25 protein-coding genes and 1 pseudogene are annotated in these 25,205 nt (G+C 32.0%); 10 read left to right on the forward strand and 16 right to left on the reverse strand.

Features of this window, described 5'->3' with window-relative positions; all coding sequences use genetic code 11:
* The first annotated feature begins 188 nt into the window (after window positions 1-188).
* From K8089_RS12030 to K8089_RS12040, 3 genes are all read left to right on the forward strand, one after another.
* Window positions 189-1,286, forward strand: coding sequence for an ImmA/IrrE family metallo-endopeptidase (locus K8089_RS12030; protein ID WP_237603540.1), 1,098 nt, complete (start codon window positions 189-191; stop codon window positions 1,284-1,286).
* A complete protein-coding gene (locus K8089_RS12035; RefSeq protein WP_237603541.1) occupies window positions 1,286-1,852 on the forward strand; it encodes a DUF4411 family protein in 567 nt (188 codons plus the stop codon). The genes K8089_RS12030 and K8089_RS12035 overlap by 1 nt, the downstream gene beginning before the upstream one ends.
* 892 nt (window positions 1,853-2,744) lie before the next feature.
* Window positions 2,745-3,365, forward strand: a complete 621-nt coding sequence (locus K8089_RS12040) for a hypothetical protein (RefSeq protein WP_237603542.1) — start codon at window positions 2,745-2,747, stop codon at window positions 3,363-3,365.
* 296 nt (window positions 3,366-3,661) lie between these two features.
* Here the strand turns inward: K8089_RS12040 and K8089_RS12045 are convergent, their stop codons facing one another.
* The 3 genes from K8089_RS12045 to K8089_RS12055 are packed head-to-tail and all read right to left on the reverse strand — an operon-like array spanning window position 3,662 to window position 5,511.
* On the reverse strand, window positions 3,662-4,216 hold the full coding sequence (locus K8089_RS12045; protein ID WP_237603543.1) for a hypothetical protein: 555 nt from the start codon (window positions 4,214-4,216) through the stop codon (window positions 3,662-3,664).
* Entirely contained in the window at window positions 4,217-4,720 is a 504-nt protein-coding gene (locus tag K8089_RS12050) for a hypothetical protein (protein ID WP_237603544.1), read from the reverse strand.
* Window positions 4,721-4,722: 2 nt separating this feature from the next.
* Window positions 4,723-5,511, reverse strand: coding sequence for a TIGR04255 family protein (locus tag K8089_RS12055; protein ID WP_237603545.1), 789 nt, complete (start codon window positions 5,509-5,511; stop codon window positions 4,723-4,725).
* A gap of 1,013 nt (window positions 5,512-6,524) precedes the next feature.
* Between K8089_RS12055 and K8089_RS12060 the strand changes: the two genes are divergently transcribed.
* The 7 genes from K8089_RS12060 to K8089_RS12090 all read left to right on the forward strand — a co-directional run bounded on the left by K8089_RS12060 (window position 6,525) and on the right by K8089_RS12090 (window position 11,318).
* Window positions 6,525-6,878, forward strand: coding sequence for a hypothetical protein (locus K8089_RS12060; protein ID WP_237603546.1), 354 nt, complete (start codon window positions 6,525-6,527; stop codon window positions 6,876-6,878).
* A 150-nt stretch (window positions 6,879-7,028) separates the two neighbouring features.
* A complete protein-coding gene (locus tag K8089_RS12065) occupies window positions 7,029-7,361 on the forward strand; it encodes a hypothetical protein (RefSeq protein WP_237603547.1) in 333 nt (110 codons plus the stop codon).
* Window positions 7,362-7,395: 34 nt separating this feature from the next.
* On the forward strand, window positions 7,396-7,971 hold the full coding sequence (locus K8089_RS12070) for a hypothetical protein (RefSeq protein ID WP_237603548.1): 576 nt from the start codon (window positions 7,396-7,398) through the stop codon (window positions 7,969-7,971).
* A gap of 1,113 nt (window positions 7,972-9,084) precedes the next feature.
* Window positions 9,085-9,840 (forward strand): hypothetical protein, encoded by a 756-nt coding sequence (locus K8089_RS12075; RefSeq protein WP_237603549.1) that lies wholly within the window; start codon window positions 9,085-9,087, stop codon window positions 9,838-9,840.
* A gap of 18 nt (window positions 9,841-9,858) precedes the next feature.
* On the forward strand, window positions 9,859-10,269 hold the full coding sequence (locus K8089_RS12080; protein ID WP_237603550.1) for a DUF5675 family protein: 411 nt from the start codon (window positions 9,859-9,861) through the stop codon (window positions 10,267-10,269).
* Between the two features lie 590 nt (window positions 10,270-10,859).
* Window positions 10,860-11,135 carry a hypothetical protein gene (locus tag K8089_RS12085; RefSeq protein ID WP_237603551.1) on the forward strand — a complete coding sequence of 92 codons (276 nt, stop codon included), beginning with the start codon at window positions 10,860-10,862 and terminating at the stop codon, window positions 11,133-11,135.
* Between the two features lie 12 nt (window positions 11,136-11,147).
* Window positions 11,148-11,318, forward strand: a complete 171-nt coding sequence (locus K8089_RS12090) for a hypothetical protein (protein WP_237603552.1) — start codon at window positions 11,148-11,150, stop codon at window positions 11,316-11,318.
* Window positions 11,319-11,493: 175 nt separating this feature from the next.
* Here K8089_RS12090 and K8089_RS12095 read toward each other — a convergent pair whose 3' ends face one another.
* The 13 genes and pseudogenes from K8089_RS12095 to K8089_RS12155 form a co-directional block, all read right to left on the reverse strand.
* Window positions 11,494-12,243 (reverse strand): formyltransferase family protein, encoded by a 750-nt coding sequence (locus tag K8089_RS12095; RefSeq protein WP_237603553.1) that lies wholly within the window; start codon window positions 12,241-12,243, stop codon window positions 11,494-11,496.
* A 12-nt stretch (window positions 12,244-12,255) separates the two neighbouring features.
* Window positions 12,256-12,579, reverse strand: coding sequence for a hypothetical protein (locus tag K8089_RS12100; RefSeq protein ID WP_237603554.1), 324 nt, complete (start codon window positions 12,577-12,579; stop codon window positions 12,256-12,258).
* Complete coding sequence (locus K8089_RS12105) at window positions 12,566-13,177, reverse strand: sugar transferase (protein ID WP_237603555.1); 612 nt, start codon at window positions 13,175-13,177, stop codon at window positions 12,566-12,568. The genes K8089_RS12100 and K8089_RS12105 overlap by 14 nt, the downstream gene beginning before the upstream one ends.
* Before the next feature lie 84 nt (window positions 13,178-13,261).
* Window positions 13,262-14,476, reverse strand: coding sequence for a glycosyltransferase family 4 protein (locus K8089_RS12110; RefSeq protein ID WP_237603556.1), 1,215 nt, complete (start codon window positions 14,474-14,476; stop codon window positions 13,262-13,264).
* Complete coding sequence (locus tag K8089_RS12115; protein WP_237603557.1) at window positions 14,469-15,860, reverse strand: phenylacetate--CoA ligase family protein; 1,392 nt, start codon at window positions 15,858-15,860, stop codon at window positions 14,469-14,471. The genes K8089_RS12110 and K8089_RS12115 overlap by 8 nt, the downstream gene beginning before the upstream one ends.
* Window positions 15,861-15,995: 135 nt before the next feature.
* The gene (locus tag K8089_RS12120) at window positions 15,996-16,871 is read right to left on the reverse strand and encodes a sulfotransferase domain-containing protein (RefSeq protein WP_237603558.1); all 876 of its coding nucleotides are present in this window, start codon (window positions 16,869-16,871) and stop codon (window positions 15,996-15,998) included.
* A 258-nt stretch (window positions 16,872-17,129) separates the two neighbouring features.
* Window positions 17,130-18,308, reverse strand: coding sequence for a glycosyltransferase (locus K8089_RS12125; protein ID WP_237603559.1), 1,179 nt, complete (start codon window positions 18,306-18,308; stop codon window positions 17,130-17,132).
* Between the two features lie 175 nt (window positions 18,309-18,483).
* The gene (locus tag K8089_RS12130; RefSeq protein ID WP_237603560.1) at window positions 18,484-19,674 is read right to left on the reverse strand and encodes a glycosyltransferase family 4 protein; all 1,191 of its coding nucleotides are present in this window, start codon (window positions 19,672-19,674) and stop codon (window positions 18,484-18,486) included.
* Between the two features lie 14 nt (window positions 19,675-19,688).
* Window positions 19,689-20,246 (reverse strand): serine O-acetyltransferase, encoded by a 558-nt coding sequence (locus K8089_RS16595; RefSeq protein WP_277612593.1) that lies wholly within the window; start codon window positions 20,244-20,246, stop codon window positions 19,689-19,691.
* The gene (locus K8089_RS12140; RefSeq protein ID WP_237603561.1) at window positions 20,233-21,378 is read right to left on the reverse strand and encodes a glycosyltransferase family protein; all 1,146 of its coding nucleotides are present in this window, start codon (window positions 21,376-21,378) and stop codon (window positions 20,233-20,235) included. The genes K8089_RS16595 and K8089_RS12140 overlap by 14 nt, the downstream gene beginning before the upstream one ends.
* A 100-nt stretch (window positions 21,379-21,478) precedes the next feature.
* The gene (locus tag K8089_RS12145) at window positions 21,479-22,738 is read right to left on the reverse strand and encodes an EpsG family protein (protein ID WP_237603562.1); all 1,260 of its coding nucleotides are present in this window, start codon (window positions 22,736-22,738) and stop codon (window positions 21,479-21,481) included.
* A 41-nt stretch (window positions 22,739-22,779) separates the two neighbouring features.
* Window positions 22,780-23,649, reverse strand: a complete 870-nt coding sequence (locus tag K8089_RS12150; RefSeq protein ID WP_237603563.1) for a hypothetical protein — start codon at window positions 23,647-23,649, stop codon at window positions 22,780-22,782.
* 69 nt (window positions 23,650-23,718) lie between these two features.
* Window positions 23,719-25,169, reverse strand: a pseudogene (locus K8089_RS12155) (MBOAT family O-acyltransferase).
* Window positions 25,170-25,205: the final 36 nt, after the last annotated feature.

Consider the following 25,205-nt stretch of genomic DNA (forward strand, 5'->3'; position numbering starts at 1 on the left):
TGTATAAATTATATTTTAAATTTGAAATAACTTATTAGATACTGCTATGTGTGGTATATACAATGTGCTAATGTACACATTGCACGCAAGCTAAAAAGAAATCGTAACTTTGCACAAAAGTTTTAAAAAACATATTGAAAGTAGAACATAACATATCAAGAATTAGACATTTGCTAGAAATGTACAGAATGGATGTACAAGAATTCTTGCAAAAAATTAGTAGTGGACTTAAAAATCCAATAACTAAGGAAGATGTGTTTGGTAAAGAAATTCAAGTATCTTACTTAAAAAGAATTGATAAAATTTTTGGAAAAGGTCTTCACTATTATCTTGACCCAAAAGCACCTGAAAAATCAAAAGAAGCAAGTGTATTCTTTAGAAAGCAAAACTTTCAAAACGATGAACTCAATCTAGGTGCAATTAAAATTGTTAACCAATTCGAAGAATTAAAACTATCACTTTCAGCAATTGCAAAACTTTCAGATTTAGATTTTAAAAGACAGATAAAAAAATATTCGATTTCTGACAGTCCAAGAGAAATCGCTTTAAAAGCTAGAAAAGTCTTATATCCAAGATTCGATAAAAATAGACGCGATTTTTTGAAGTCATTGATTTCTTCATTTGCTACCAAAAATATTATGGTTTTTGAATTCATAGAGACTTGGAATAAAAAGGAGAAAGCTAATATTGACGGATTTTATCTAAAGCCAAATATGATTGTTCTTAAGAGACATCAATCTTTTTCCAGAGAAATATTTACACTTGCTCACGAATTAGGTCACTATTTACTTGACGAAGAAGAAATCGAAGAAATAAATTATAGCGTGTACAATAAAAATCTTTCTTCGATAGAAAGATGGTGTAATGATTTTGCTTTTTTCTTTCTTGCAGGTAATTATGCTAAAACACTAGATTCATTAGATAAAGCTTCAGCGAATAATGATTATCATCACGACTTTATTGAGAAAGTTTCTCACCATACTCATTTAAGTCAATTGTCTCTTTTCACAAGACTTCTTTATCAAGGTAAAATATCAAAATCAAACTATGCTTTAGTAAGAGAAGAATTTGAAGAACTTTATAGACAAAAGCAAGAGCAAAAGGAAAGAGAAAAACAATTATTGAAAGAACAAGGAGTTAAACAAAGAGGTTCTGTCGCTAAACCTATTCCATCTCCATTGTTTTTATCTACAATTCAAACAGCTTACTATGAAGGTGTTTTAAACGAATATGAAGTTTGTAAAAAACTTAATATTAAACCCGAAAAATTAGAAAAGTATATTTGATGAAAGTAATAATAGATACAAGTTCCTTACTGTCCTTGGTTCGTTATTACTTACCATTTGACCAAAAAACAAAGTTATTCGATTTCATAAAATCTGAATTTGAAAATGGAAATTTAATTTTAATAGATGCCGTTTATCAAGAATGTGAATATACTGCTCAAGGTTTAGTTCTTAAAACATTAAATTATTTAAAAGAAAAGGAGTTTAAGAAAGATTTTAAGCTTCCTTTAAAAACAAAAGATTTACTTCCACCTTCAACAAAGAAATTTTACAACCTTTTAAATGATAATTTCAGAACACCTCTATCGAGACGACTTAATGATGCTGAATTTGAAGAGCGTAAAAAAGAGTTTTTAGAAACAGCTGATGCAAGAATGATAATACTTGCTTTGATAAAGAAAAGTAAAAAAGAGGAAATTGTTATCGTTACGGAAGAATCTGAAAATGGAAATGATCACAAAGCATTTAAAAAAATACCTTCTATCTGTAAGATGCTTGACATTAAAGTAATGACACTACCTGATTTATTAAAAATCTATCAAGGTATTGACATTGAATTCAAATAAAAGTCAGCGTACAACAACGGTAACCGTTGCAAAACCCCTTAATTTATAAAACCCCAACTCATATAAGTCACTCGAAGCTTCTGGATAAGAGGCTTTATTTTTTAATCAGGCTTGTGAGTGAGCCAAATTTGGACCTTTTAAAAAAAGCCTATCTGCGTTAAGGGGCAACACTTTAGGTAAAAAATGGTTATATCAGTTCGATTTGTGCCAGTGATTTCGGTTTCACAGTGCCAGGCATTACGGTTTAAATTGAGCATATATGTCCCCACCCAAAACTGCCGGAAAAGGCAGTTTTGACCTCCCCAAAGGGGAGGTAGTCTGGAAGTTTAAGGCAATGTATTTCTGGCGATTCTATATGGGCCTTTAATGTTATGGATATGCTGGACTGAGCGAATTTAAAGTATAAAGTGACTCTATCTTTATAACAACTAATATGTCTTTGCTTACTTATACAAAAATTATTATATTTGGTATACTCCCCAATTTAAAAACGCATATTCTCCCCGATTTAAAAACCCACACGTACGGTTTTTCGTAATGTGTGGGTTTGTGTTTGAATTATATTAATAAAAATTATTGGTTATTTCAATTCGATTTGTGTCAGTGATTTCGGTTTCATAGTGCCAGGCATTTCGGTTAAAACAGTGCCAGTTTGCCTGTGACCGAAAAACCAATAACGGTTCGATTTGTACTACTTTGAAAGATCAAGTAATAATTACCTTGTCGCTTAAAAGCAAGCGATATAGCCAACACACTTGATCCAGTTTTCCGCAATGCATTTTATAAATTATATTTTTATTTTGAAATAACTTAATAGAAACTGCTAAATATGGCATATACAATATGCTAGTGTTGTATATACGCAGATTGTGCAATATTAAAAAAACCAAGAATGAAATTGAGACTTTTACTAATTACCATCTTATTTTGCATTCCTATTTACTCCCAACCTCAAAAGGATTCTCTTTTCAAAGAGGATATTGAAGCTTTAGTTGAAGAAATGGAATTTATGTATGGTTACGACCAAACATTACGTGAATATACTCTTTTCAGAACATTCGATAAATCAGAAACTGATAGAATTGAAAATCTTCCCGATAGTTTACGTTTGAAGGAAATGACTGGACGCAAATTCGTTTCTGACACTTTGAGTAAATTTATTTTCCAAAACTACATTAATCCAAAGGATGCATTGCATACGGAAAGAATGATTGAAATAATAAAAAAATATGGTTTTCCAAGTGTCGAGCGAATAAGAAAATTCTACAATAAGGAATTTGCCGATCCTGAATTTAGGCCTATGTTAATTTTCATTCATTCGCCTAGTCAATATTGGGAAGAGTTAAAAGTATTAATGCTGGATGAATATAGAATTGGGAATATCAATCAATGTCAGTATGGATATTTTCTGTGGCAATTTACTGGACGACAAAGTTTTAAGCCAATGTTGGATAATGGATATAAGTTGATTGAAGAAAACGGCAAAACGATATTGCAACCTACTTGTGAATAAGAAGAAAAACATTTCTGAATTTTAGCAACAAAATCTGAATATGAAATAGGAATATCGAGCATCGGAAAGGCAAAACCAGCGAACGCCACTTCTCTTTTGCAACAGTCTGTTAACGATTAAAAAAACGGAAGCAAGACGGAGCAGAACGTGGGAAAACATTGCAAATACGAGGCTATAAGCAATGCTGGGTTTTGTGTTAAATCCGAAAGCAGTTGTATATTTACGAAATGAGGATCAACCCGAAAATGATTGCATTTTTTGGCGCACTACTCATAGCCCAAACGTTGGCAAACATTTCAGACAACCTTCTTGAATTCAACATCATCATAGGAATCAGAAATTGGGTTGCTATCAATTATAAGTTTACAATCTTTTGATAGCTTTCTCGAGAACGACCTAATTGCAGTATTTGGGGTTTCATTATCTTTTAATGCAGGATTTTCATAAACTAAATCAGCGTGCGCAGGATTTCCAGGAGAATCTGTAAAAACTTCTGCTTCTTTAGGTAAATATTCGAAATTTTCATCTAACGGTGTCGAAAAAATATCAGCTTCAAATTCATTTCTCTCATTTAGAATATAATCTTGTTTTACTTTTTCAAAATGTGATTTTCGAAAAACAATAAAACCTATATAGACTTTGCCAATTGCAAAACCTTTTGCAAAATCTTTACATTTACTCTCTTCACAATAAAAATTTCGTTGAAAAGAAACACCACCTTTGTTTGGTAAAAAAATATCTTTGGAAACTAGCTTTTCCTCTGTTATGATTTTGTTCTTAAAATTTCGGTCAAAAATAAAATGAACCAAAATTTCATCATAGGCAATTTCTTTTGGTATTGGTAAGTGCATTTAAACTGATAAAAAGCTAGATAAATCTTGTAGTAATTCATTTTCAGATTCATCTAATATTAATGAATCTACTTGTTTATCATCAGTTCCGTTTACTTCAATAAAATATCCAAGTTCTTTGGCACCAATTTCTAATGAAAAAACATTATCCACATTTTTTTCCCAATCAAACACAACAGTTCCATAAGAAGTGCTATATACATCATCAATTTCTAATTGTTCCAAAACACTCGGATAAAGATTATCGATAAAAGAATAACATTGTGATAGAACATCCGCAGATATCTTAACGTCGGCATCAGCTGAGTTGAAAAAATCTAAAATTTGTCTTTTCAAAAAATCTGACTTTTCATTACTTATAATCCCAGTAAAATGATAAGTATGTTTCAAGTCAACAACTTCTTCTTCAAGATATACATTTTCCATTTCGATATTGCTTCGATTTAAAAAACTGAACTTTTCGACTTCAGGATTTAACGCAAACAAACTAGTTAATAATGCCATAATTACTTTAATTTTATTAAATTCTGACTATCTACTGTCAATATATCTTTAAGAATTTTTTTGTTCTCTAAATGCGCTGAATCATATAGAGAGCTGAAATTCTTATGTTGGTTTAAGGTACTAAATAATTTTATATCACCAAACCTTTGAGCGTATTGATGGTCAATTATTATTCTTTTAATATCATTATTGAAAGATATTTCAGTTTTCTCTTCATAAGTAAAACCACCTTCCTCATTTCCTTGAGAAACTAGAACTAAAGTTCCGTTTTTAGAAGATAAAAACTTTTTATTTAAAAGTTCTGAATCAATATTGAATATGTCAGCCACAGGTATAGGTGAGTTTCTATCAGTCCATATAAATTCATCTCTATAATTTAAACTAATCGCTTCAACATAGAAATCATTCATACCAGAGAACGAATTCAAATCTGAATCTAACTGATTTTTAAACCTGTCCCAATCCTTATATTTCCTATTCTCTAATGACAGAATCGACTGATTTTCTTTACTGTTTTCTAATTTAAAAACATTGTTTATCGAACCTTTATCGTCATAGCTTTCAAATATAAAACCTCTAATTTGTTCATTAGAAATTCCCAAATTGTTATTATTAATATTAATGGTTGTTGCCTTCAACAATCCTTTTTTAGGATAACCTTTAAAACCCTCAACTTCCTTTGTTTTTTCAAAGATATCTTGAGGTTTTAAAAAAGCTTGTGGTATGAATACTGATGCTACAGCTCTACTAATCGAATGATTTTCAGAAATAGGCTTTAAAAATTCTAACATTTAATTTTAAAAATGGTTTTATTTACAAATGTAGGTTTTTATTTGAATTTAGTTAAAATATTCAACAAGTTTTAAGAAAGTAATAACTCTAAAAAAACGATTTGCCAATCGAGTAGACGGCTCCGCCCCTAAATAGGAACAGAGTGCGCCTCTCACACCACCGTACCCTTCGGCTCCGCTCAGGATAAACCCAGCGGGTCTCGTATACGGCGGTTCGATAATGAAACTCTTTGTTTGCAGTGTTCTTTTAACCTAATATAAATTTACCTATTCAGCCGTTTTACGGTGAATGAAGTAGGCAGTTTGGTCTTTAGACTATTGATCATCCTCCACCTATTTCATTCGTTAATAAAGTTTTTAGGTATTCGTGATTGCTATGCAAGTCTTTAGTCTCAACCTCACGGTTAGCAACCTTGTAGCTAACTATTGGTTATGGCATTACCCCTGCCCATAAGGGACTTGCACCCTCTGGATTAATTATTTACCTTTCGGTAAAGTAGAAAGTGTGCATGGTGGAAACACAAAACGCATTTAATTAATTGCTAGTTTGAGCTTGTTTACGAAAAACCACGCGGATTTTCTATTCGGGGATTATTTGCTAATTTCAATGCTTAATCGCGGCACTAATCATCTGCAAAAACATAGTACATTTGAGAAAAACCTCGGAATACAGGAAAATACGAAGGCATAATAAAATTTATGGATAGAAAGAAAATAACTTATTTAATCATATTCGTGAGTTTTATTTGCCTTATATTCTCTGTAAGAGGGAATATAAATACTTATCAAGATTATATTCAATCAACAGGAAAAACAAGAGCCTTATTTGGATTATCTGAATTAAAATTTAGTTACAGATATTATTTAGGAATTTTATCATTAATTGGATTTATAATATCTGCCAACTATTTAAGAAAAAAGGAAAACCGACTATTAGTGTCAATTGCAATGTTAATTTCAATTCTCGGAATTATTACATCATTTTTTAGAATTTGGAAAATATTTATTTAAAAATGAGTAGAATAAAATTAGAAACTGAATCTTATTTAATAAAGGGAAATGAAAATGAACGTTTCTTTCCCTTCTTGGAGTTAGAATTGAATGAATGGATAATTTATGAAAATGATACACCAAAATATTATTTCGATCTCAACTCTGAAGTGGAATCTGAGTTCGAGATATTAAATTGGTTAGTGGCAGAATTAAATAGCGGAAAAAAATTACAGGATTTGATTTCTGAACTTGGAAAACGAAAGGGAAAAATATGGAATATATTTCCTTCCCAACTCGGAATGGAAGTTGAAACCAGCTTTAAAACTGAGCGAATTGAATTAGAATATCTGACAGACAGAACAATTGAAAAATAAGAACAACAGTATCCGTGTATAATTTATTGCTAGTTTTAGCCTACTTGCGAAGATCTTTGCGGATTTCTTTTCGGTTTTATTTGCTAAATTAGTTGCTTAATCCGGCACTAATTATATAGAATGCCAGTTGCAAACAATTGAGAGGAATTGATGAATAAAGAAACTGAAATAGAAAAAGTATCAAAACGTGAAGTTTTAAACGAAACTGACGATATAAATAAATTTATTTCTGAACTAAAAACAACTGGTGCGAGTTTAATTGAAACTTTTAAAATATTAGCTAGTAAGCTAAATATTAATACGGACTTGGCATACGATATGACACGCAATTCTCCCGCTTGGAGTCATATCTTTAATGTTGATAACCCCTTTACTCAAGAGTTCCTTGATTTAGCTAGTGAGGATGCAGATGAAGTCGAAATAAAAGACAGTAAACTTGTTTCTATCACATACAAATTAGAGAATGATTCGAAAATCGATTAAATATTTAATTGTCGTCCTAATTAATCTTGTAATATTGACTGGATTATTAGTTTACTGGACCGACCTTGTTGAATTGACTTTCAATAATTGGGTTCGTCCTATTGAGTTTTTAAAAATAATCGGATTCACATTAATATCACTGATTGGAATAAGAATCGCTATCGGATTTTTCAGAAAAAGAAATACAGCTATCAAGAAAAGACTTCAAGTATCTGTTTTAATTACTATTTTGGTTTCTTCTTTTCTTTATTTTAATTATTCAAAAAAGATTTATGAAAACAGAATCCAGAAAAGTGACTTAAGAAAAGAATTGGCTATGAAAATTGAAGCTGCAAACGGACTTGCCTTTGGTACAAAAGCTGATAACTTGACTTTTGAGCAGTATCAAGAAATCACGAAACTCAATTGGTTTCCCAAATTGCAAAAGAATGCAGACAGCATTTCTTACTATTATACTTATGACGGAATATTACCTGATTATTCATTTACGGTAAGTTACAATCTGCCGATTACGATAGAAATTGATTCAACCGAATTTAAATATGGAGCGATAGAAATAGTCACAATTGGAAATAAAAAACGGATAAGTTATAGTGAATACGTGCAATAAGAACGCACTAAGGCAAAGAACTGAGGTAAGAACCAAGCATGTTGGCACAAGCCATGGTATTGTTGAGTTGGAATAAATCTTCTAATTTGATTTATTTGGATTCCAGCGAGCAATCATCTTTACCATCATTCGATTATAGGTTATTTGATTTTTTATCATTGAAATATATGAATAACTCGGTTTGATTTGTGCCAGCGATTTCGGTTTCATTGTGCCAGGCATTTCGATTTAAACCGTGCATATATGTCCCCACCCAAAACTGCCGGAAAAGGCAGTATTGACCTCCCCAGAGGGGAGGTAGTCCGGAAGTTTGAGGGAATGTATTTCTAGCGATTCTGTATGGACTTTAAGAGTTATGAATATGCTCGAACGAGCTAATCTAAAGTATAAAGTGACTCAATCTTAATTACAATCAATATGTTATTGCCTACTTAACCAAAAATTATTATATTTGGTATTCTCCCCAATTTAAAAAACCCACGCTTACGGCTTTTCGTAATGTGTGGGTTTTGCATTTCTAATATTGTTATAAAATGGAATGACGGTTAGAGGTAAGGGCTTCCAACCGATAGCTATCGGATGCTCTTCGGCTCCGCTCAGGACAGGCTAACTCACCCTGACATTTTGCTTGCGATGGTTTGCGTTAGACGGTGGGGCTTCGACTGCGCTCAGCCTGACATTTGGCTTGCGGTAGTATTCGTTAGACGACGGGGTTCGATCCGATAGCTATCGGATGTCCTTCGGCTCCGTTCAGGAGGGGCTGCTCGCCTGACATATTGCTTGCGGTAGTATTCGTTAGACGACGGGGTTCGATCCGATAGCTATCGGATGCCCTTCGACTGCGCTCAGGACAGGCTAGCTCAGCCTGACATTTTGCTTGCGGTAGTATTCGTTAGACGACGGGGGTTCAACTGCCCTTCGACTGCGCTCAGGACAGGCTAACTCACCCTAACATTCGGATGGTTATATGAGTTTTTAATTTCTTTTGTTTTACAGTAGTGTGCAAGAATATGCAGAATTATGCAAAAATATGCAATCTGTGTTTTGAAAAATTGCTTTAGGGGGTTGTGGTTGTAGGTTTGGGTATTGTTTAACCCTTAAAATTTGTTAATTATGGCAAAGCAAAAAGGAATTTTAAAGTTAAAAGGTACGATAGGAGATTTTACCTTTTACAAAACGGAAGACGGGTATATGGCCCGTGAAAAAGGCGGGATTGATAAAGACCGCATTTTGAATGATCCCGCGTTTAAGCGAACTCGCGAGAACGGGATGGAATTTGGAACAGCTGGAAAAAGTGGGCAGCTGATTAGAAAAGCAGAACGACTGCTTCTTAAACAAGCCAGTGACAAGCGAGTAACATCGCGATTGGTACAAGTGTTAATGGCGATTATTAAAACCGACCCACTGAACAAACGCGGTAGTAGAACCGTACAGGATGGAGACATGTCCTTGTTAAAAGGATTTGACTTTAACCAAAAGGGAAAGCTCGATACTGTTTACTTTAGCGGGTATAGCTCGGTATTTGACCGTGCTGCCGGAACCTTGGACGTTGCGATTGAAGAATTTGTGCCAAATGAAACAATTGACGCGCCAAGAGGTACTACCCATATTCAACTGGTAGGAGGAATTTGTGCGCTTGATTTCCAAGGCAGAAAGTTTGAGGAAGGTCATGAATTTTCCCCAATCATCCCTTGGGATACGACTACGCAAGCGGCTTTAACCTTAAGCACCACCATTACGGCAGGAAGTACCTTGCCAGTGTTGCAGGTGGTTGGCGTAAACTTCTTTCAAGAGGTGAACGGAGAAATGTATCCGCTTAGAAACGGCGCATTTAATGCCTTGGCAGTTGTTGAGGTAGATCAGCTGTAATCTTAAATCCTCAAGGTTATGGAATTTTATCTTCATAGAATCCATTATAAAAATGGAACGAACGGAGCCTTGTATCACAAGCAGCAGTTTCTATGCTTTTGCATAGAGTTGCCTTGGCGTCTGAACCATCGCAATGTTTCGTGTATTCCTGACGGCACATACGAGATGCGACCATTTTTCTCTCTGCGTTTTAAGCATCATTTACGATTGATAGACGTACCTGGTAGAAGTGGCATCCTATTACACCCGGCAAACAATGCTCAAACTGAGCTACGGGGCTGTATAGCACCTGTGTCGCAGTTAACGGGCATTGGAAGAGGCCTTGGATCTCGAAGGGCGTTAGATAAGGTCTTGATGCGGATTGAAGGGCTTCGGGAAACGCATGAAGCGATTACGTTGACGGTGATATCGGATTTTTCGGGGAGATGAACATCCCCCCCTGCCCCCCCTTCAAAGGGGGGGGAATGTTAGGTGACTGGAATGGAGATTTGGGATAAGGTGGTATGATGAAGCGGTAGTTGGCTTTGGGGTGGTAGGTGTAATCATGTAGAGGTTGCCGCGGTCGTGCCTCCCTCGCAATGACCCTTCGACTGCGCTCAGGACAAGCTAGTTAGTTTTCATTTCAATGTGGATGGTTGCATTGCTTCGCTCGCAACTTATGATGTTGGGGTGGTTTGTGGTTGGGGGATTTAGTGGTAGTTGCTTTTGCGATGAGGGTGGGACGTGGGTAAATGTTGGTTGATGAGGGGTTTTGGGGTGGTTTTGTGTTTGGGGGGGGAGGTGGGGGTGGTTTTTTGTTTGGGGTGGTAGGTGTTATCTTGATGAGTTTGCCACGCTACGCTCGCAATGACGGGTTGCTGCGGTCGTGCCTCCCTCGCAATGACCCTTCGACTGCGCTCAAGACAAGCTAGTTAGTTTTAATTAAATGTAGGAGGGTTGCTTTGCTGCGCGCAACATTTATAATGTCTTGCTGCGTTGGCGATGAAAGTTAACTGAGTATTAATTTAAAAATTTGGTTTATGGATTTATTTGAGAGAATTAGGCGGCCTACGCCTCGGTTTTTTAGGCGGTTGCGGAATATTGGGATTGGGTTGACGGCTATAGGTGGAGCTATAATAGCTAATGCAATTTATTTGCCTAGCATATTGATAAAAATTGCTGGGTATTTTATTGTAGCAGGTACAGTGGCTTCTGTTGTGAGTCAGACAGTGATAAATGACACGGACGACGACGACCCCCCACCCGATTACATGATGCCACCGGGGCCGAATCCGCTATTGGATGTTAATCGATAAATACGAGAAATTATGGACAATTATAAGATTAGTATTTTTGGCGGAACAGTGTTTGGGATAATTCCCAATCTGCCAATAGATGATGTAGTACTTACAATTTGTATGGCTATCATTGGAACTATTAGCAGTTATATTGTTACCGTTTTACTGAAATGGATTAGCAGACGGTTGGATAGACGGTAATGTACTATCTGTTTTTTGAGAAAGGAGCTTCTGGGGGACTGGGGGCTCTTTTTTATGGTTATTTTTTATTGTTTATTGGTGGGCTTCACTATGGTTTAAAATACGGAGGCGAAGATGATTTGAATTGTGGATTAGACTGAGGATAATAGACGGGGCCAGAAAAAACAAAATAAATTCATTTTTGCTTTATAATAGATAGTTGCATATAATAACGCTCACCATCAAAAACAAAATAAGCACCTTCTTCCACATTATTTGTTGTCAGGCCACGCAAGCGGTCAATTAATTCCTTACCCGAATACTGGGCATCCAATTGAATCTCTTGAATTTGCTTTATATCTTTTTTAGAGTGAGAAGTCCCCTTATTTATTTGTTTAACAGATTTCGGTTTTAACGCCACAAGATCATCAAAAGCTTCATAAAAGACTTCCTCCTCTAATCTTAGAGCTTTTTGATATAGCGTATTTGCTGTATCGGAAGGTTGAATAACCAATTCTTTTTGATGAATAATATTGCCTTCATCTAGCTTTTGTGACATAAAATGTAAGGTAGCGCCATAGGTGGTTTCATCGATTATAGCCCAACTAGGAGTATGCCATCCTTTATTAAATGGGAGAAAGGCAGGATGTAGATTTAAAAAACCATTTTGGGGCAACTCTAAAAACTCATTTGGAATTATATAAGGAAAATGGACTCCAAATATATAATCTAAGTTCATTGATTTTATAAGTTCTAAACTATTTTTAAATTCATTGCCCTTGAAAACGAAATCATTCTCTAAACCAGCAATATCAATCAATTCTTTACTATGGCTACTTATTGAACCATCAGATACAAATAAGGCGGACGGTTTATAACCTTTAGAGATAATAAACGCTAGTATATTTGTACTTATCTCCCTATCTCCAGCGAAGGCGTATTTCATTTAAATTATATTTTAAATTATATCAAGTATAGTTTTCGGAAATCCAGGCGAATCGGGATAGCGGGTAAATACAAATTCTGCTTCTAAATCTTTTTGTTCTTTTTGCAAGTTATTAAATTGATTAAACCAATCATCTAAGTGAAACAAATATTGATGTATAGTTTCTACGTCCTTATCATCACATTCATATAAATAGGCTTCCAACAATGCATAGACTTTTTCATTGGCATGCTTTATTCTTAAAGCTTGATAATATCTTTTATCCGAAATATACAAGCTATAGGCAGCTTGCGATCTGTTGATGGCACGAATTAATTTTTTTTTAATCGACTGCATTTCCTTGAAAATTTTGGGTTGTTACTTGACCTTGTTGTGTAATGCCTTCGCTTTTAAAGACTTTTTTTACTGTTTTTAAAAGTATCTGTAAATCTAAAGCGAAACTTTGATGTTCGACGTACCATACATCATAATCAAACTTTTGTTCCCAAGAAATAGCATTGCGACCATTAACTTGTGCCCAACCTGTAATGCCTGGTTTTACATTATGACGTTTCCGTTGTGTTTCATTGTATAAAGATAGATATTCTGGCAATAAGGGTCTTGGACCTACAAAGCTCATATCTCCCTTTAGCACGTTTAACAATTGTGGCAGCTCGTCTAAAGAGGTTTTACGCACAAAACTTCCCATAGCGGTAAGGCGTTTGCTATCTGGCAACAATTGTCCTTTATCATCGCACTTATCGTTCATTGTTTTAAACTTGACAATAGTGAAAATGCGTTCATCTTTACCAGGTCTGCGTTGAAAGAAGAAGGGTTTGCCGTTGTTTACTATAGCAAGGCATAGCCAAACTACTAAAAAAATTGGGCTTAAAACTAACAGCCCTATTAGAGCACATAGAAAATCGAAAAAAGGTTTTAAAAGGGATTTATACATTTATTGTTTATGTAGGGGTGCAAAGGTAAGGAAAGTTTTTAAGTAGCTATCGGAGATATTAAGGAGTGGATTTACGTGGTTTCCTCAGGACTGGCTTGTCGATAAACCACTTTCTTTTAATAAATCTTGATACTCTGCAAGTAAAGCATCCCAAACTTGTTGCCGTTCAAAACGACTCGTAATTTTTTCTCTTGCGTTGCTTTTTAATTGCTGGTATAAATCAGTATCATCCATTAGCAATTGCATCGCATCAGCTAGAGCTTCTGAATTTTTTGGAGGTATAATCAATCCATTTATATTTGGAATTATAATTTCATTACAGCCATTGATGTCTGTTACAATCGAAGGCAAACCCATTGCACCTGCTTGCATAACCACATTCGGGAAGCCTTCGCGGTAACTGGGGAAAGCAAGGGCGTGGCTGATTGCAAGATAAGGTCGTACGTCTTTTTGAAAGCCTACTGTAAGGATTTTCGGGTTGCTTTCGATTTCCTGTAGGGTTTCGGGTTCGAGGGGGTCGAGGTGGGCTTCTAGGGAACCTATGAGCAATAGTTTGTGAGTGGGGAGTGGAGAGTGGTAAGTTGTGGACGAGGTCACAGCGCGACACTCGCGATGACTGGAGAAAGCTGAGACCAATTCATTGATGCCTTTATCACCTACGAGGCGGCCTATAAATATAAACACAAAGTCATCATCATTTAAATCAAGTTCTTTTCTTAGGGCTTTCTTTTGATCATTGTTTATTTGATCCGGACTAAAATGAGATGTGTCAACACCATTGGAACTGCCGTTGGCAATCACTTGTATTTTATTGAGTTTGCAATAGCCTTGCGCCAAAATGATATCATAAAGGCCCTTAGAGTTTGGATAGATTCTTGTGGCACAACGATAAGTTATTTTCTCAACGATGTCAAGTAAGCTTCGTTTTAGACCTATTGCCTCTAGTAAGGGCAAGCCGGCTACCGTATGCAAGCGGTGAGGTACCCCGGCGAGTTTAGCAGCCAACATACCTAAGGTGCCCGCTTTTGGGGTATGGGTATGGACTAGAGTTGGTTTTTCCTTTTTAAAAAGCTTATAGAGTTGCCAGACGGCTTTTAAATCTTGTATTGGCGTAATAGCCCTTGTCATTTCCACTTGAATGGCTGGAACTCCTTCCCTCTTCTCCACTTCTATTAACTCCTCCTCCGGTCCCGATGATACCGCGAGTACCTTATAAAATTTATTCATAAATCGCAACTGTCCATTTAACAGGACGTTTAGGGATACAGGCACAGTTGTGACACGGACGAGTTTAAACATTTAAAAGGTGCTTAATATTGTTTTTTACTAATCTAAATTTTCCGCTTTGCTCAACAGAAATGTCATCTACATATTGTACTTCTAATTCCATACTGTTTCCAATTCTATCTCTCCAATTTTGTATAAAATTCTTCTCAATTTTTTTATTATAAATTTTCTTATCAATTACAATTTTTAAAATCAATTTCGATAATGAGTTTTGTATCGCTTGGAATTTCAAAATACCTTTAGTATCTTTCAATGTATTTGATACATTACCTAAGTTTATTTTCCCTACTTCCGGAGAATAAATAAAATCGTCAATACGACCTAAAATTTCTTTTACTAACGGATTATTATTACCACATTGACAAGATTTTGATTCATCTTCTAAAGTAATAGAATCTCCTATGTCATATCTTATGAGTGGTGTGCCTTCAGAAGTAAATGATGTTACAACCAATCGACCTGATTGACTTGGGTTATTATATTCATCCAATACTTCAAAAACACCACTTTGTAATTCTAGATGAAGAATTCCATATTTACATTCAAAAATAAAAGGAGCACCCTCGGATGAAGCATATTGATTATACATTTTACAATGAAAATAACTTTCAATAACTTCTCTCATTTCTTTATTAATAGTCTCTGCTGTTGGAAAAATTGCTTTTAACATTCCATTAGGAAATTGCAAACCATTATTTATTCCATATTTTGCAATGTCAAACATAGTAGAAGGAAAACCAACAAAGAATTTTGGTCGAAATTTTATTAAGTCTTTTATATAATAAATTAGGTTATGATGATGTATATGAAAAGTAGAATAATAACGAACTCTATAAAAATAATCGGTTTTCCAATATCTGCATTTCTTCAAATCTCTCGAAGTAAGTATAGATTTGCCTGAAAACCAAGCTGTTCTTTCACCTAATTTATAACCTTGACGATCTCTAAAATCATCTAACATTGCAAAGCGTTCTTGCATATTATCATGAGTAAAAAGTACTTCTAGAGATTTACCAGTTGTGCCACCGGTTTTAGAGATAATTCCTTTATTTTTTGTAATTGTATTTATTTTATCTACATTAGACCTTAATATTTCTTTACTTAAAAAAGGCAACTTTTCAATAGTTTCTATTTTATTAAAGTCTTCTATTTTTAAAAGATTTTTTTTATAATACTCAGACTTTAAAACAGTTAGTTTTAAAAATGCAACATATCTATTTTTTTGAATTTTTAACAATTCTTCTTTACTTAAATTCCTATTATTAAAAAACATTTTTTTGTAATATTTATACTTGCCTCCATACCTTTTCTTGTATGCCATAATATTAAACCAAGTAATAAAAATATTTTGAATAAAATTAGGGAAGATACAATATAGTCGTTGTAGGATTTTCATAGTTGTAATGTAATAATGATATTTTTAATGAAAAATTTGACTAATGTTTTTTAATTAAATATTTCCTGATTACTAATGTAATTTTAAATCTATCTTTTAATACTGCCTCTCGTAATATTTTTAGGGTCCAGCTGTCTAAAATAATATTTGATGGTTGTTTTTTAGATAATCAAGATCATCCTTGAATTGATTATTTATACTATCTCGAATATCATTCGAAGTATTTGGTTTATTACTAATTTCTTTTAATAAAAATTTATCAATATTTCTCATTACTTTGCTTCCAAGCTCTTGTATGAAACGTGGTGATTTTTTTGCTAATTTTGACCTCTCAATACTTACTAATGTACTTTTTAGAAACATAAAACGAGGAGCCCGTCTTACATTGCTAGGTCCATTATTTAAAAAATGATTAAAATCAGTTTCATTAATGTTTAAAAAATTAAAAATATCTTGTAAAACATTTTGAGGCATATCTTTTAATGCATTTAATGAGGTAACATAAACATTTTGACTTCCAAATACATTAATATAGTTTACAATCGGAGTTTTATATTTAGTAACATTTTTATAAAAATTCAATCTAGGGTGTTCAGAAATTATAAATTCATTAAAATCAGGTAAATTCATTCCAGTTTTAACTTCTTGAAAATAATGAGATTCAATTCTTTTATAGGGCTCTCTAACAATAAAGATGATTTTGGTATTTGGATTATATTGATGTATTAAGGACGGAGCCTGCGAATCAAACGAATAAATTGTACTTGCATCCATTATATATTTCTTATTGACCACCCCTCTATAAATACTTTCATACCACTCTACCCCCTTATCGTAACTACCACCTACCGACCAATTTGTAAAATCTTTAGTAGTATTAAACCCTTTAATTTTACTGAAGAATGCGGGTTCTTTACTCGTGCCTATACCAATATCTTTATGCATTTTAAGCATATCATATAGTGTGGTTGTGCCACATTTTGAAAACCCTGCAATTACTAAATTTACCATACTATTTATTTCTTAAAAATACTAAAATATTAAATGTTTAAGCTACTCAATAACCTCTTAAACGATAAAGTGTTTATTCAAATATTTAATCAAGTCAAGAGTTTATATTTTCTCTTCGATAATGTTCGATTTAACTATAAAACCTATCGCCATTTTAGTTGTGTACTTATCTAATAACTAATTCAAGGGCTAGTGAATTTATAGAAATCGGAAGTAATTTGTTAATAACTTTCTTTTACCAATTAGGGTTTTTGGGAATTATAAATTTTCAGAAAAATCCAACCAAAACTTTTTCCTCTTTGTTGACAAAATACTCCTATCATAAGCTAATGCAGTTTTAAAGTTAGCATTAATCATTTTCTCAAGTTCTACTGAGTTAAAAATTATTCGACTGATTTGAAGTGATAAGTGTTTAAAATCACCTGTTTTATGAAGATAATTATTATCTAATAATTCAGGTATACCAGCGATTTTGGAGGCCAAAACAGGACATGCTTGTGACATTGCTTCAATAACAGATCTTGGTAACCCTTCTTGTTTAGATGGATGTATATAAATATCAATTTTATTCAACCAATTTAAAACTTGATCACCTGATTTAAGTTTTCCAAGGATTTTTACATTGTTTTCTATATTTAATGATTTTGCTAATTTCTCAACCCATTTATAATCGCCACCGCCAATCATCTCAATATAAATATACTTTCTTTCATCTAAGGTTGAGACAGCTTTAAGAATTTCTTCGTGCCCCTTATAACGAACCCCAAAAGAGCCTATAAGTCCTAATGTTATCTTCTTATTCCTAATATTATTTTCTAATGTTGATAATCTATGATTTATGACCTTTTCTTTATTAGACACTTGGACATCTACATTTGAGGCATTTATTGTGTGTTTTGATTTAGTAGGATATCTCTTTTGTAAGAAGTGTTTTGTAACGTATAGCACATAATCTGAATGTTTTACAATGTGCTTCATCCAATAAAAATATACTAAAGCTAATATTTTACCTTGCATATTGCCATAATTCCAAAAGGCATCAAAAGGACAGCCTACTACCTCAAGACCAACTTTCAAATTCATTTTTTTTGCTACATGAAAAGCATTGTTACAATATTGTCCTGGAACCCTTATTACAACAGCATCTACTCTACAAAACTCTTTTTTAAAGACTGAATTATTTATAAAAAAATTTTTTATTAGTCTTTTAGGTGTGTCTATAAAAGGAACATGAACATATTCAACTTTGGGGTGGTTTAGTTTGTTCAAATTCAACTTTTTTATTGTGTCTATATCAGATTTATAAATACTTGCAAAAACAATAATTTCATCAAATCCATCCAAAAATCGATCCCAGACAGTGACATCGAATACGCCAAAAATATCGTCCTGATACTTATAACATCTTGCATCATATACATACGCTAATGTTTTCATTTAAAGAAGTTTTTAAAATTAAAATCTACCTTTTACTTAATTATTTTAATGTATTAGTTTAAATTATAATTAATAGATAAACATCATTAAATAGCATGATAAAATACTTTCATTATTTCCTTAATGTAAAGTAAAATATTAGATAATATAATAAATCATTTGAGACTTAAATTAATTATTCCTTAATTGTATCAATACGATGTTCTATTTTCATAAATGCTCTAACTTGATTTTTATTCGTATAGTTTTTTTTTATCATAGCATATGCATTTTTAGATATAAACTCATATTGCTTTTTTTCATTGACTAACTTTTGTATTACTTCAACATATTCATCTACTGCATTAAAATTGGTGAGAAAACCTGTGTAATTATCTGATATAAAATCAGTAACACCTCCAACGGCATTAGCAGCTACTGGCTTACCAAATGCCATTGCTTCTAGTATTACACGAGGTAACCCTTCAGAATAACTAGGATGTATTAACATATCCGACATTGTATAATAAGCTAAAACATCACTTTCATTAATTACTATATCAATATAAGGTTCTAGTTCATGTTCATTTATATATTCGAGAATAGAGTTATAATAATTTTTAGATGTTACTGAATGACTAACCATTCCAATAAGCAATAGTTTTACTTTTTCACCTTTATCAATCAGTTTATTTAAGACTTCTAAAACTACAAGCTGACCCTTAATTTTTCTAAAGCTTCCACAATGCATTAAAATAAATTCTCGTGAATTATCTTGGACTTTATGCCAAGGAAGTACGGCTTCATTTGTTTTCAGTAGAGGCTTGATTTTATTTATTTCGATTGCGTTTGGTATTACATAAATATTACCTAAAGTTGCATACCCAGACGCAAAAACCATTTGTCTAGTTGCCTGTGAAACTGCTAAAAAGACATCAGCTAATTTTTTTAGCAATCTTCTTTCGACATACCCAAACGTATTAGGTAAAAACCAAGTTCTTGCAAAATAGGCGATTTTATAGCTTTTAGATGATTTTAGTATTGCGAGTGTTTTAGTATTGTTTACACTTATTAAATCAGGTTTAAACTCTAATATTATTTTTTGGAGATTTTTCTTATACTCTTGATTTTTTTTTAGATAACGAATATAATTAATTAAAATATTGAGTCGTCCCTTGTCATTCAACATTATAGGTTTATTTCGAGGGTCAATAATTTGATAAGGAACGTTTTCTTTTTTGCATTGCAAAATGTAAGGTTCACAACATCCCCAAAAATCTACCACTAACACTTCATTCTTTTCATCAATAAGTCTTTTAGCAAGTTCTAAAGTACTTTTGCTTGATCCCCCAAAATTATGCACTGCTTCTAAAAAAATTATTTTCATTGGTTTTAATTAAATTAACTACTAGTCAAAGGATTTTCCATATATTTCACTTTTCTCAAAACTCTCGCAGGTATTCCTCCAGCAACACTATCTTCAGGAATATCTGATACAACAACTGCATTTGCACCAATTATACAGTTATTTCCTATTTTTATAGGACCAAGTATTTTTGCACCTGCTCCAATTAAAATGTTATCACCCAATATCGGTTGTGTTGTTCCATATTTTTCTTTACCCAAATTTCCGCCAAATGTGACGCCTTGTCTAATTTCACAATTTTTTCCAATTTTTGTTTTCCCTCCAATTATAATTCCTCCTATATGTCTAATGACAAATCCTGGTGCAATATCAGCCCTTCTTCCAATCCAAGTAATTGTTGAAATATGCATCAACTTTTCAACTAACACTGCTATAAGATGTGAGCGTTTATCAAAATAATTTGACAATCTATACAACACTACAGCTCTATAATTGGCCATGAACAAGGTCATAATAAAAATATTCAACAGTGTTGTCTTATCGCACCTTTTATAACAATTTAAATCCTTTTTTAAGACTCTAATTAATCCCATTATAAAATAGTTTTAGATAGTTCTCAGCTCTAGTACGCCAACTAAAATTCTGACAGTCGTAATTGAAATGAAAATTATTTAAAGATTCTATCTTTGAGATAGCTTCTAAAATAGCGTTTAAATTATTTTCACAAAAAATAACATTTCTAAATTTACTTGCCATCTGGTAAGTAGCAGTTTCTTCATCCCCTTTAATAAAAAGTATTATTTTTTTAAAAGCTAATAATTCAAATATTTTTCCGCTTGTTTGGACCCCAGATTTATTATCAATAAAAACTAACACTTCATACTGGTACAGCAATTTGAAAAGTTCAGTTTGTTCTAAACTATTATAGAAAGAAACGTTTTTTATTTTTTTTACTTCATTATTTCCATATATATCAAGTTTATATTCATTCTGATTTGACAATGCAGTAAATAAATAATCAGGAGACCTTAGTTTATTGTAAAATCTTCCTGCATAAGCCATTGATTTCCTTTCTGTCATACATTTCTGTGATAAACTTTCTATTAACTCAGTATTTACCCCTTGAGGAATAATGTGAATTAATGAAGAGTTAATGTTAAATTCACTTGTAAAATGTGCTTTAGTTAATTCATTTGTTACAATAAGATTGGTCGATAGTTTTAAAGCTTTAAATTCAATACCCCTAGAAATCTCATCATCATTCCAACGAGCCGAATTTTTATAAAGAGGATCCCCTATATCACAAATAATTTTTGAATCAGGATATTTTTTTTTTAGCCAAGGAACAAGAAGATAATTTGAAAATGGACTTATCATAACTACAAAAACAACTTCCTTTATTTTATTTTTCTTTCTTAATCTTAGTTTAATATCCATTTTGATTAAAAAATGAATGAAAATAAATGGATCTAAAATTCTTGAAAGTTTGTTCAATTTCCCTCCTAGTTTAAAAAAACCTATGTATTTAAATAAAAGAAATATTAGATTAAATTTATTAACTTGAAAAGGTTGATCCGCTTGCGATATTACATTATTACTAAAACATAGTATGGTATAGTTGTTTTCAGGTGCTATCTGGCGCAAGTTTGTATTGATATTAGTTAGTCTAATACCTCTCGGATTTGTTTTCTTTGTTATGGGGTGAATAAAAAAAATATTTTTCATCTGTACTTTTTACTTTTATTAATCAAATGGGACTCCCAAAAATCATTTTACCACGATAATTATCTGGAGATTTGATAAATCTCTTAATGTGTAATTCAGATTATTTATAGGTCTTCATCAACAAATTTCCAATTGAATATAGCATATCACTATCATCTATCAATACCGTAAAATAATTCCCAAATAGCGTATGAAAAGAGAATGTAAATATTATCCATAAATATAATGGAATTATAAGAATTGTAGCTAAATATCCAAGCTTTGATATAATACTTCTACTTTTGTAGTATAACGAGCTGTTATTTAATAGACTTATACTTATTCCAACAAGCATCAAGAACATTCCAACATTAAGAAAACGTTGCATACTTGGTATAAAACTAATTATCGCGCCAACTAATGATAGTATAATCCCATATTTTAAAAATAAATTTTCTCTTTTACTCAATTTATTTTGTTTAATAATAAGCAAAAAAGTTAGTATTAAAATTAACGCTCTTTGGTAAAAAATTATGCCTATCTTAAGACTACTTGTATTAAATGATGATTCCTGACTTTTTTCTAATATTTCTTCAGAAGTATAAACCTCTACTTTTCTTTCCAATTGCTCATTAAAAGTGTATTTAAGTAAATTTGCCTGGACAATTGAAAGATTACTTAATGGGTTATATAAACTTAATAAAAATATCAAAATTAAATATAATTTTTTATAAGATGGTATATACTTATATATTAAAAAAACTAATAGTGGAATAACAAAAGAAAAGTGTACTGCTAAGGGCAAGATTAGAAAAGTAATTCCTTTTTTCCTCTTATTTAAATAAATAAAATTAATTAAACCATACGCAAAGATATGGGTAGCAGTCCAAAACCTAAAACCATTTATATTCCAAAAACCAATAAAACAAGCTGTAAACAATACTATGCCCATTAATTTATTTGAAAAATTTGGCCGAATCTGTTTAAGTACAAAATCAATATTTCTTGAATAGAAATAACCAAAAATAACACCATAAACTCCAAAAAGAAAGTGATAGTTGTTTGTAAAAGGTCTCAAAATATAATTTAGAAAAATAACCAAAAAATCAACTTTACCAGTTACCGCTGGATTAAAAACATCGAAAAATGAATTGAATTCTTTATAGACTCTTGCGGAATTCACAAATTTTTCTTTGTATGCATATGCATCTATAGTTTCGATAAAGCTCATTGAAAAGCCGAAAAATATTATAAATAACCATAAGGCGTTTTTAAACCAAGAAGACCTATAATGTTTTAATGTTAACAAAAAAGATATAAAAGGAAAAATTATGTATCCTAATTTGAAGAGGTTAAACCTATTTTGACCAGAACTATTCAATGATAATATATTTTTTAATTTGTCTAAAAAATAAACTCATTCTATTTAATTTCAGCTATTAAAGAATCTAATTCAATTGAAAACATCTTTGCGCCATAAATATTTAGATGATCAACATTTAAAAACAATGAGTCATTATAGTCGGTCGCAAATTTATCAATAATAGTAATATTGTTTGATTTATAGTTTTCAATCAAAATGTTGTATTTATTATATATTTTTTTAGGTACTCTATTCGCATAATTACTGTGAACAGGTGTATTTAAAAGAATTAATTTATTTTGAGAATTAGATATTAGCAATACTATAGAGTCTAAGTATTTAATTGACAATTCAGAAATATCAGTTCGGTTACTTTTATAATAAAAGTGTCTGTTAATTGTCTCCTCAAAATCGTCTATTTTATTATTTGTTGAATTTGAGAAGTTACCAATGTAACTAGTATGATTGAAATGTGGGTAGAAACAAAATATCTTAAAAAGCGTTTTATAATACTCTTTATAATCTATATCTATTTCGTTTTTTATAGTGTTAAACTCTTGGATGGAATAACTTCTACTAAACATTTCAGAAGCCCACTTAGAGTCAGAAAGTTTATAATCATTAAACTTTGCTATGTTATGTGGTGCAAATCCTAAAATAACCTTAACTCCTTGGTTTGATTCAAGAACGTTTTTTAACTTCCAATATGTTAGAATATATGGTTCGGCCGGTTGTGCAATATTGATTGAGCCAGGCAAAAATTCAGGGTTTATTGCATTTTGAATATGAGAATCACCCACAAAGATTTTTTTATTATCTATGTTTACGCTTGTATTTCTTATAATTAATTGGTTTATAAAAAAATTAATGCTAAAGAAAGCAATTAGTATTATTAAAAAAATTGAAACTTTTAATATGAATTTTTTCATTTTCCCTGGCAACTCATTTTTAAATGTTTAAATATAAAACAAATCGGTTATCAATTATTTATATAATGGTTAAAATTGGAAATATATAAAATCTTGTTGTTTTCCACCAAACCAAAGGATTGAAAGAACCAAAGCATAATAAAAAGCATATCTAAAGAAAATAGATTTATTTTTTCCAAAATTTTCTATTGCATATTCCTTTTCTCGGCCTATCCATTCAATTAATAACAAAAACAGAACAAAAGTAATCGTAATCACCGCATCATGTAAACTAAAAATCTTTGGCAAGCTAAAAAGGGATTTGTCAAAAATACCGTTCAAATAGGTAAATGCATGTGAAATATTTTCAGCTCTAAAAAAAATCCAAGCCAACACTGTAAGCAGAAATGTCCCTAGCATTGCCATTAACTCTTTAAAAGTAGGTAAATATTTCCCCTCAGCAACTACATTATCTGCGTAATTTCTATTCCTATTTGTTAATAGAAGTGGTAAAAAATAAAGCGCATTCAAAAACCCCCAGACAATAAACGTCCAATTCGCTCCATGCCAAAATCCACTTACCACGAAAATGATGAAAATATTTCTAACTTTCATCAAGGTTGCGCCCCTACTTCCACCAAGAGGTATGTATATATAATCTCTAAACCAGGTTGAGAGTGATATATGCCATCGTCTCCAAAATTCAGCAATGTCTCTTGAAAAGTAAGGATAGGCAAAGTTTTTCATTAAATTAAAACCAAATAATCTAGCCGTTCCTATTGCAATGTCAGAGTATCCGGAGAAATCTCCATAAATTTGAAATGTAAAAAACAATGCTCCCTAAACTAAAGTACTTCCATTTAAATTATCTGAATTATCGAAAATATGATTTGCAAATTCTGCGCAATTATCAGCTATTACTACTTTCTTAAACAACCCCCATAGAATTAGCTTTAATCCTTCAGAGGCTTGTTGGTAATTGAATTTTCTTTTTACATAGAATTGAGGTAATAATTTAGTAGCTCTTTCAATAGGACCAGCTACCAGTTGAGGGAAAAAACAAACGAAGGCCGAGAAAGCAATAATATCTTTTGTGGGTTTTAATTTCTCTTTATAGACATCAATGGTATAGCTTAGTGTTTGAAAGGTATAAAAACTAATTCCCACCGGTAAAATAATGTTTAAAGTAGTTGTATTAAACTGATATCCAAAAAAATTAAAAGCAGCATCGACATTATCTAAGAAAAAATTATAATATTTAAAGAAACCCAAAAAACCTAAATTTACTAGAATACTAGTCCATAGTAAAAGTTTTCTTTTCGTTTTATCTATCGTTTGCTCCAAAAATATTCCAACAAAAAAATCAACAAGTGTACTAAAAATTATCAGTGTAAGAAACCTATAATCCCACCATCCATAAAAGATATAGCTTACTACAACTATTAGTAAATTTTGGATCTTAATATTTTTCTAAAAACAAACCAATATAATAAGAATACTGTTGGCAGAAATGCCGCAAACTCTATGGAATTAAATAACATTTGTTTCGAATAAATTATTTAATAATACTTAATTTT

Origin of the sequence: Aequorivita vitellina (genome assembly GCF_022008365.1) — a bacterium.
Classification (GTDB): Bacteria; Bacteroidota; Bacteroidia; order Flavobacteriales; family Flavobacteriaceae; genus Aequorivita; species Aequorivita vitellina.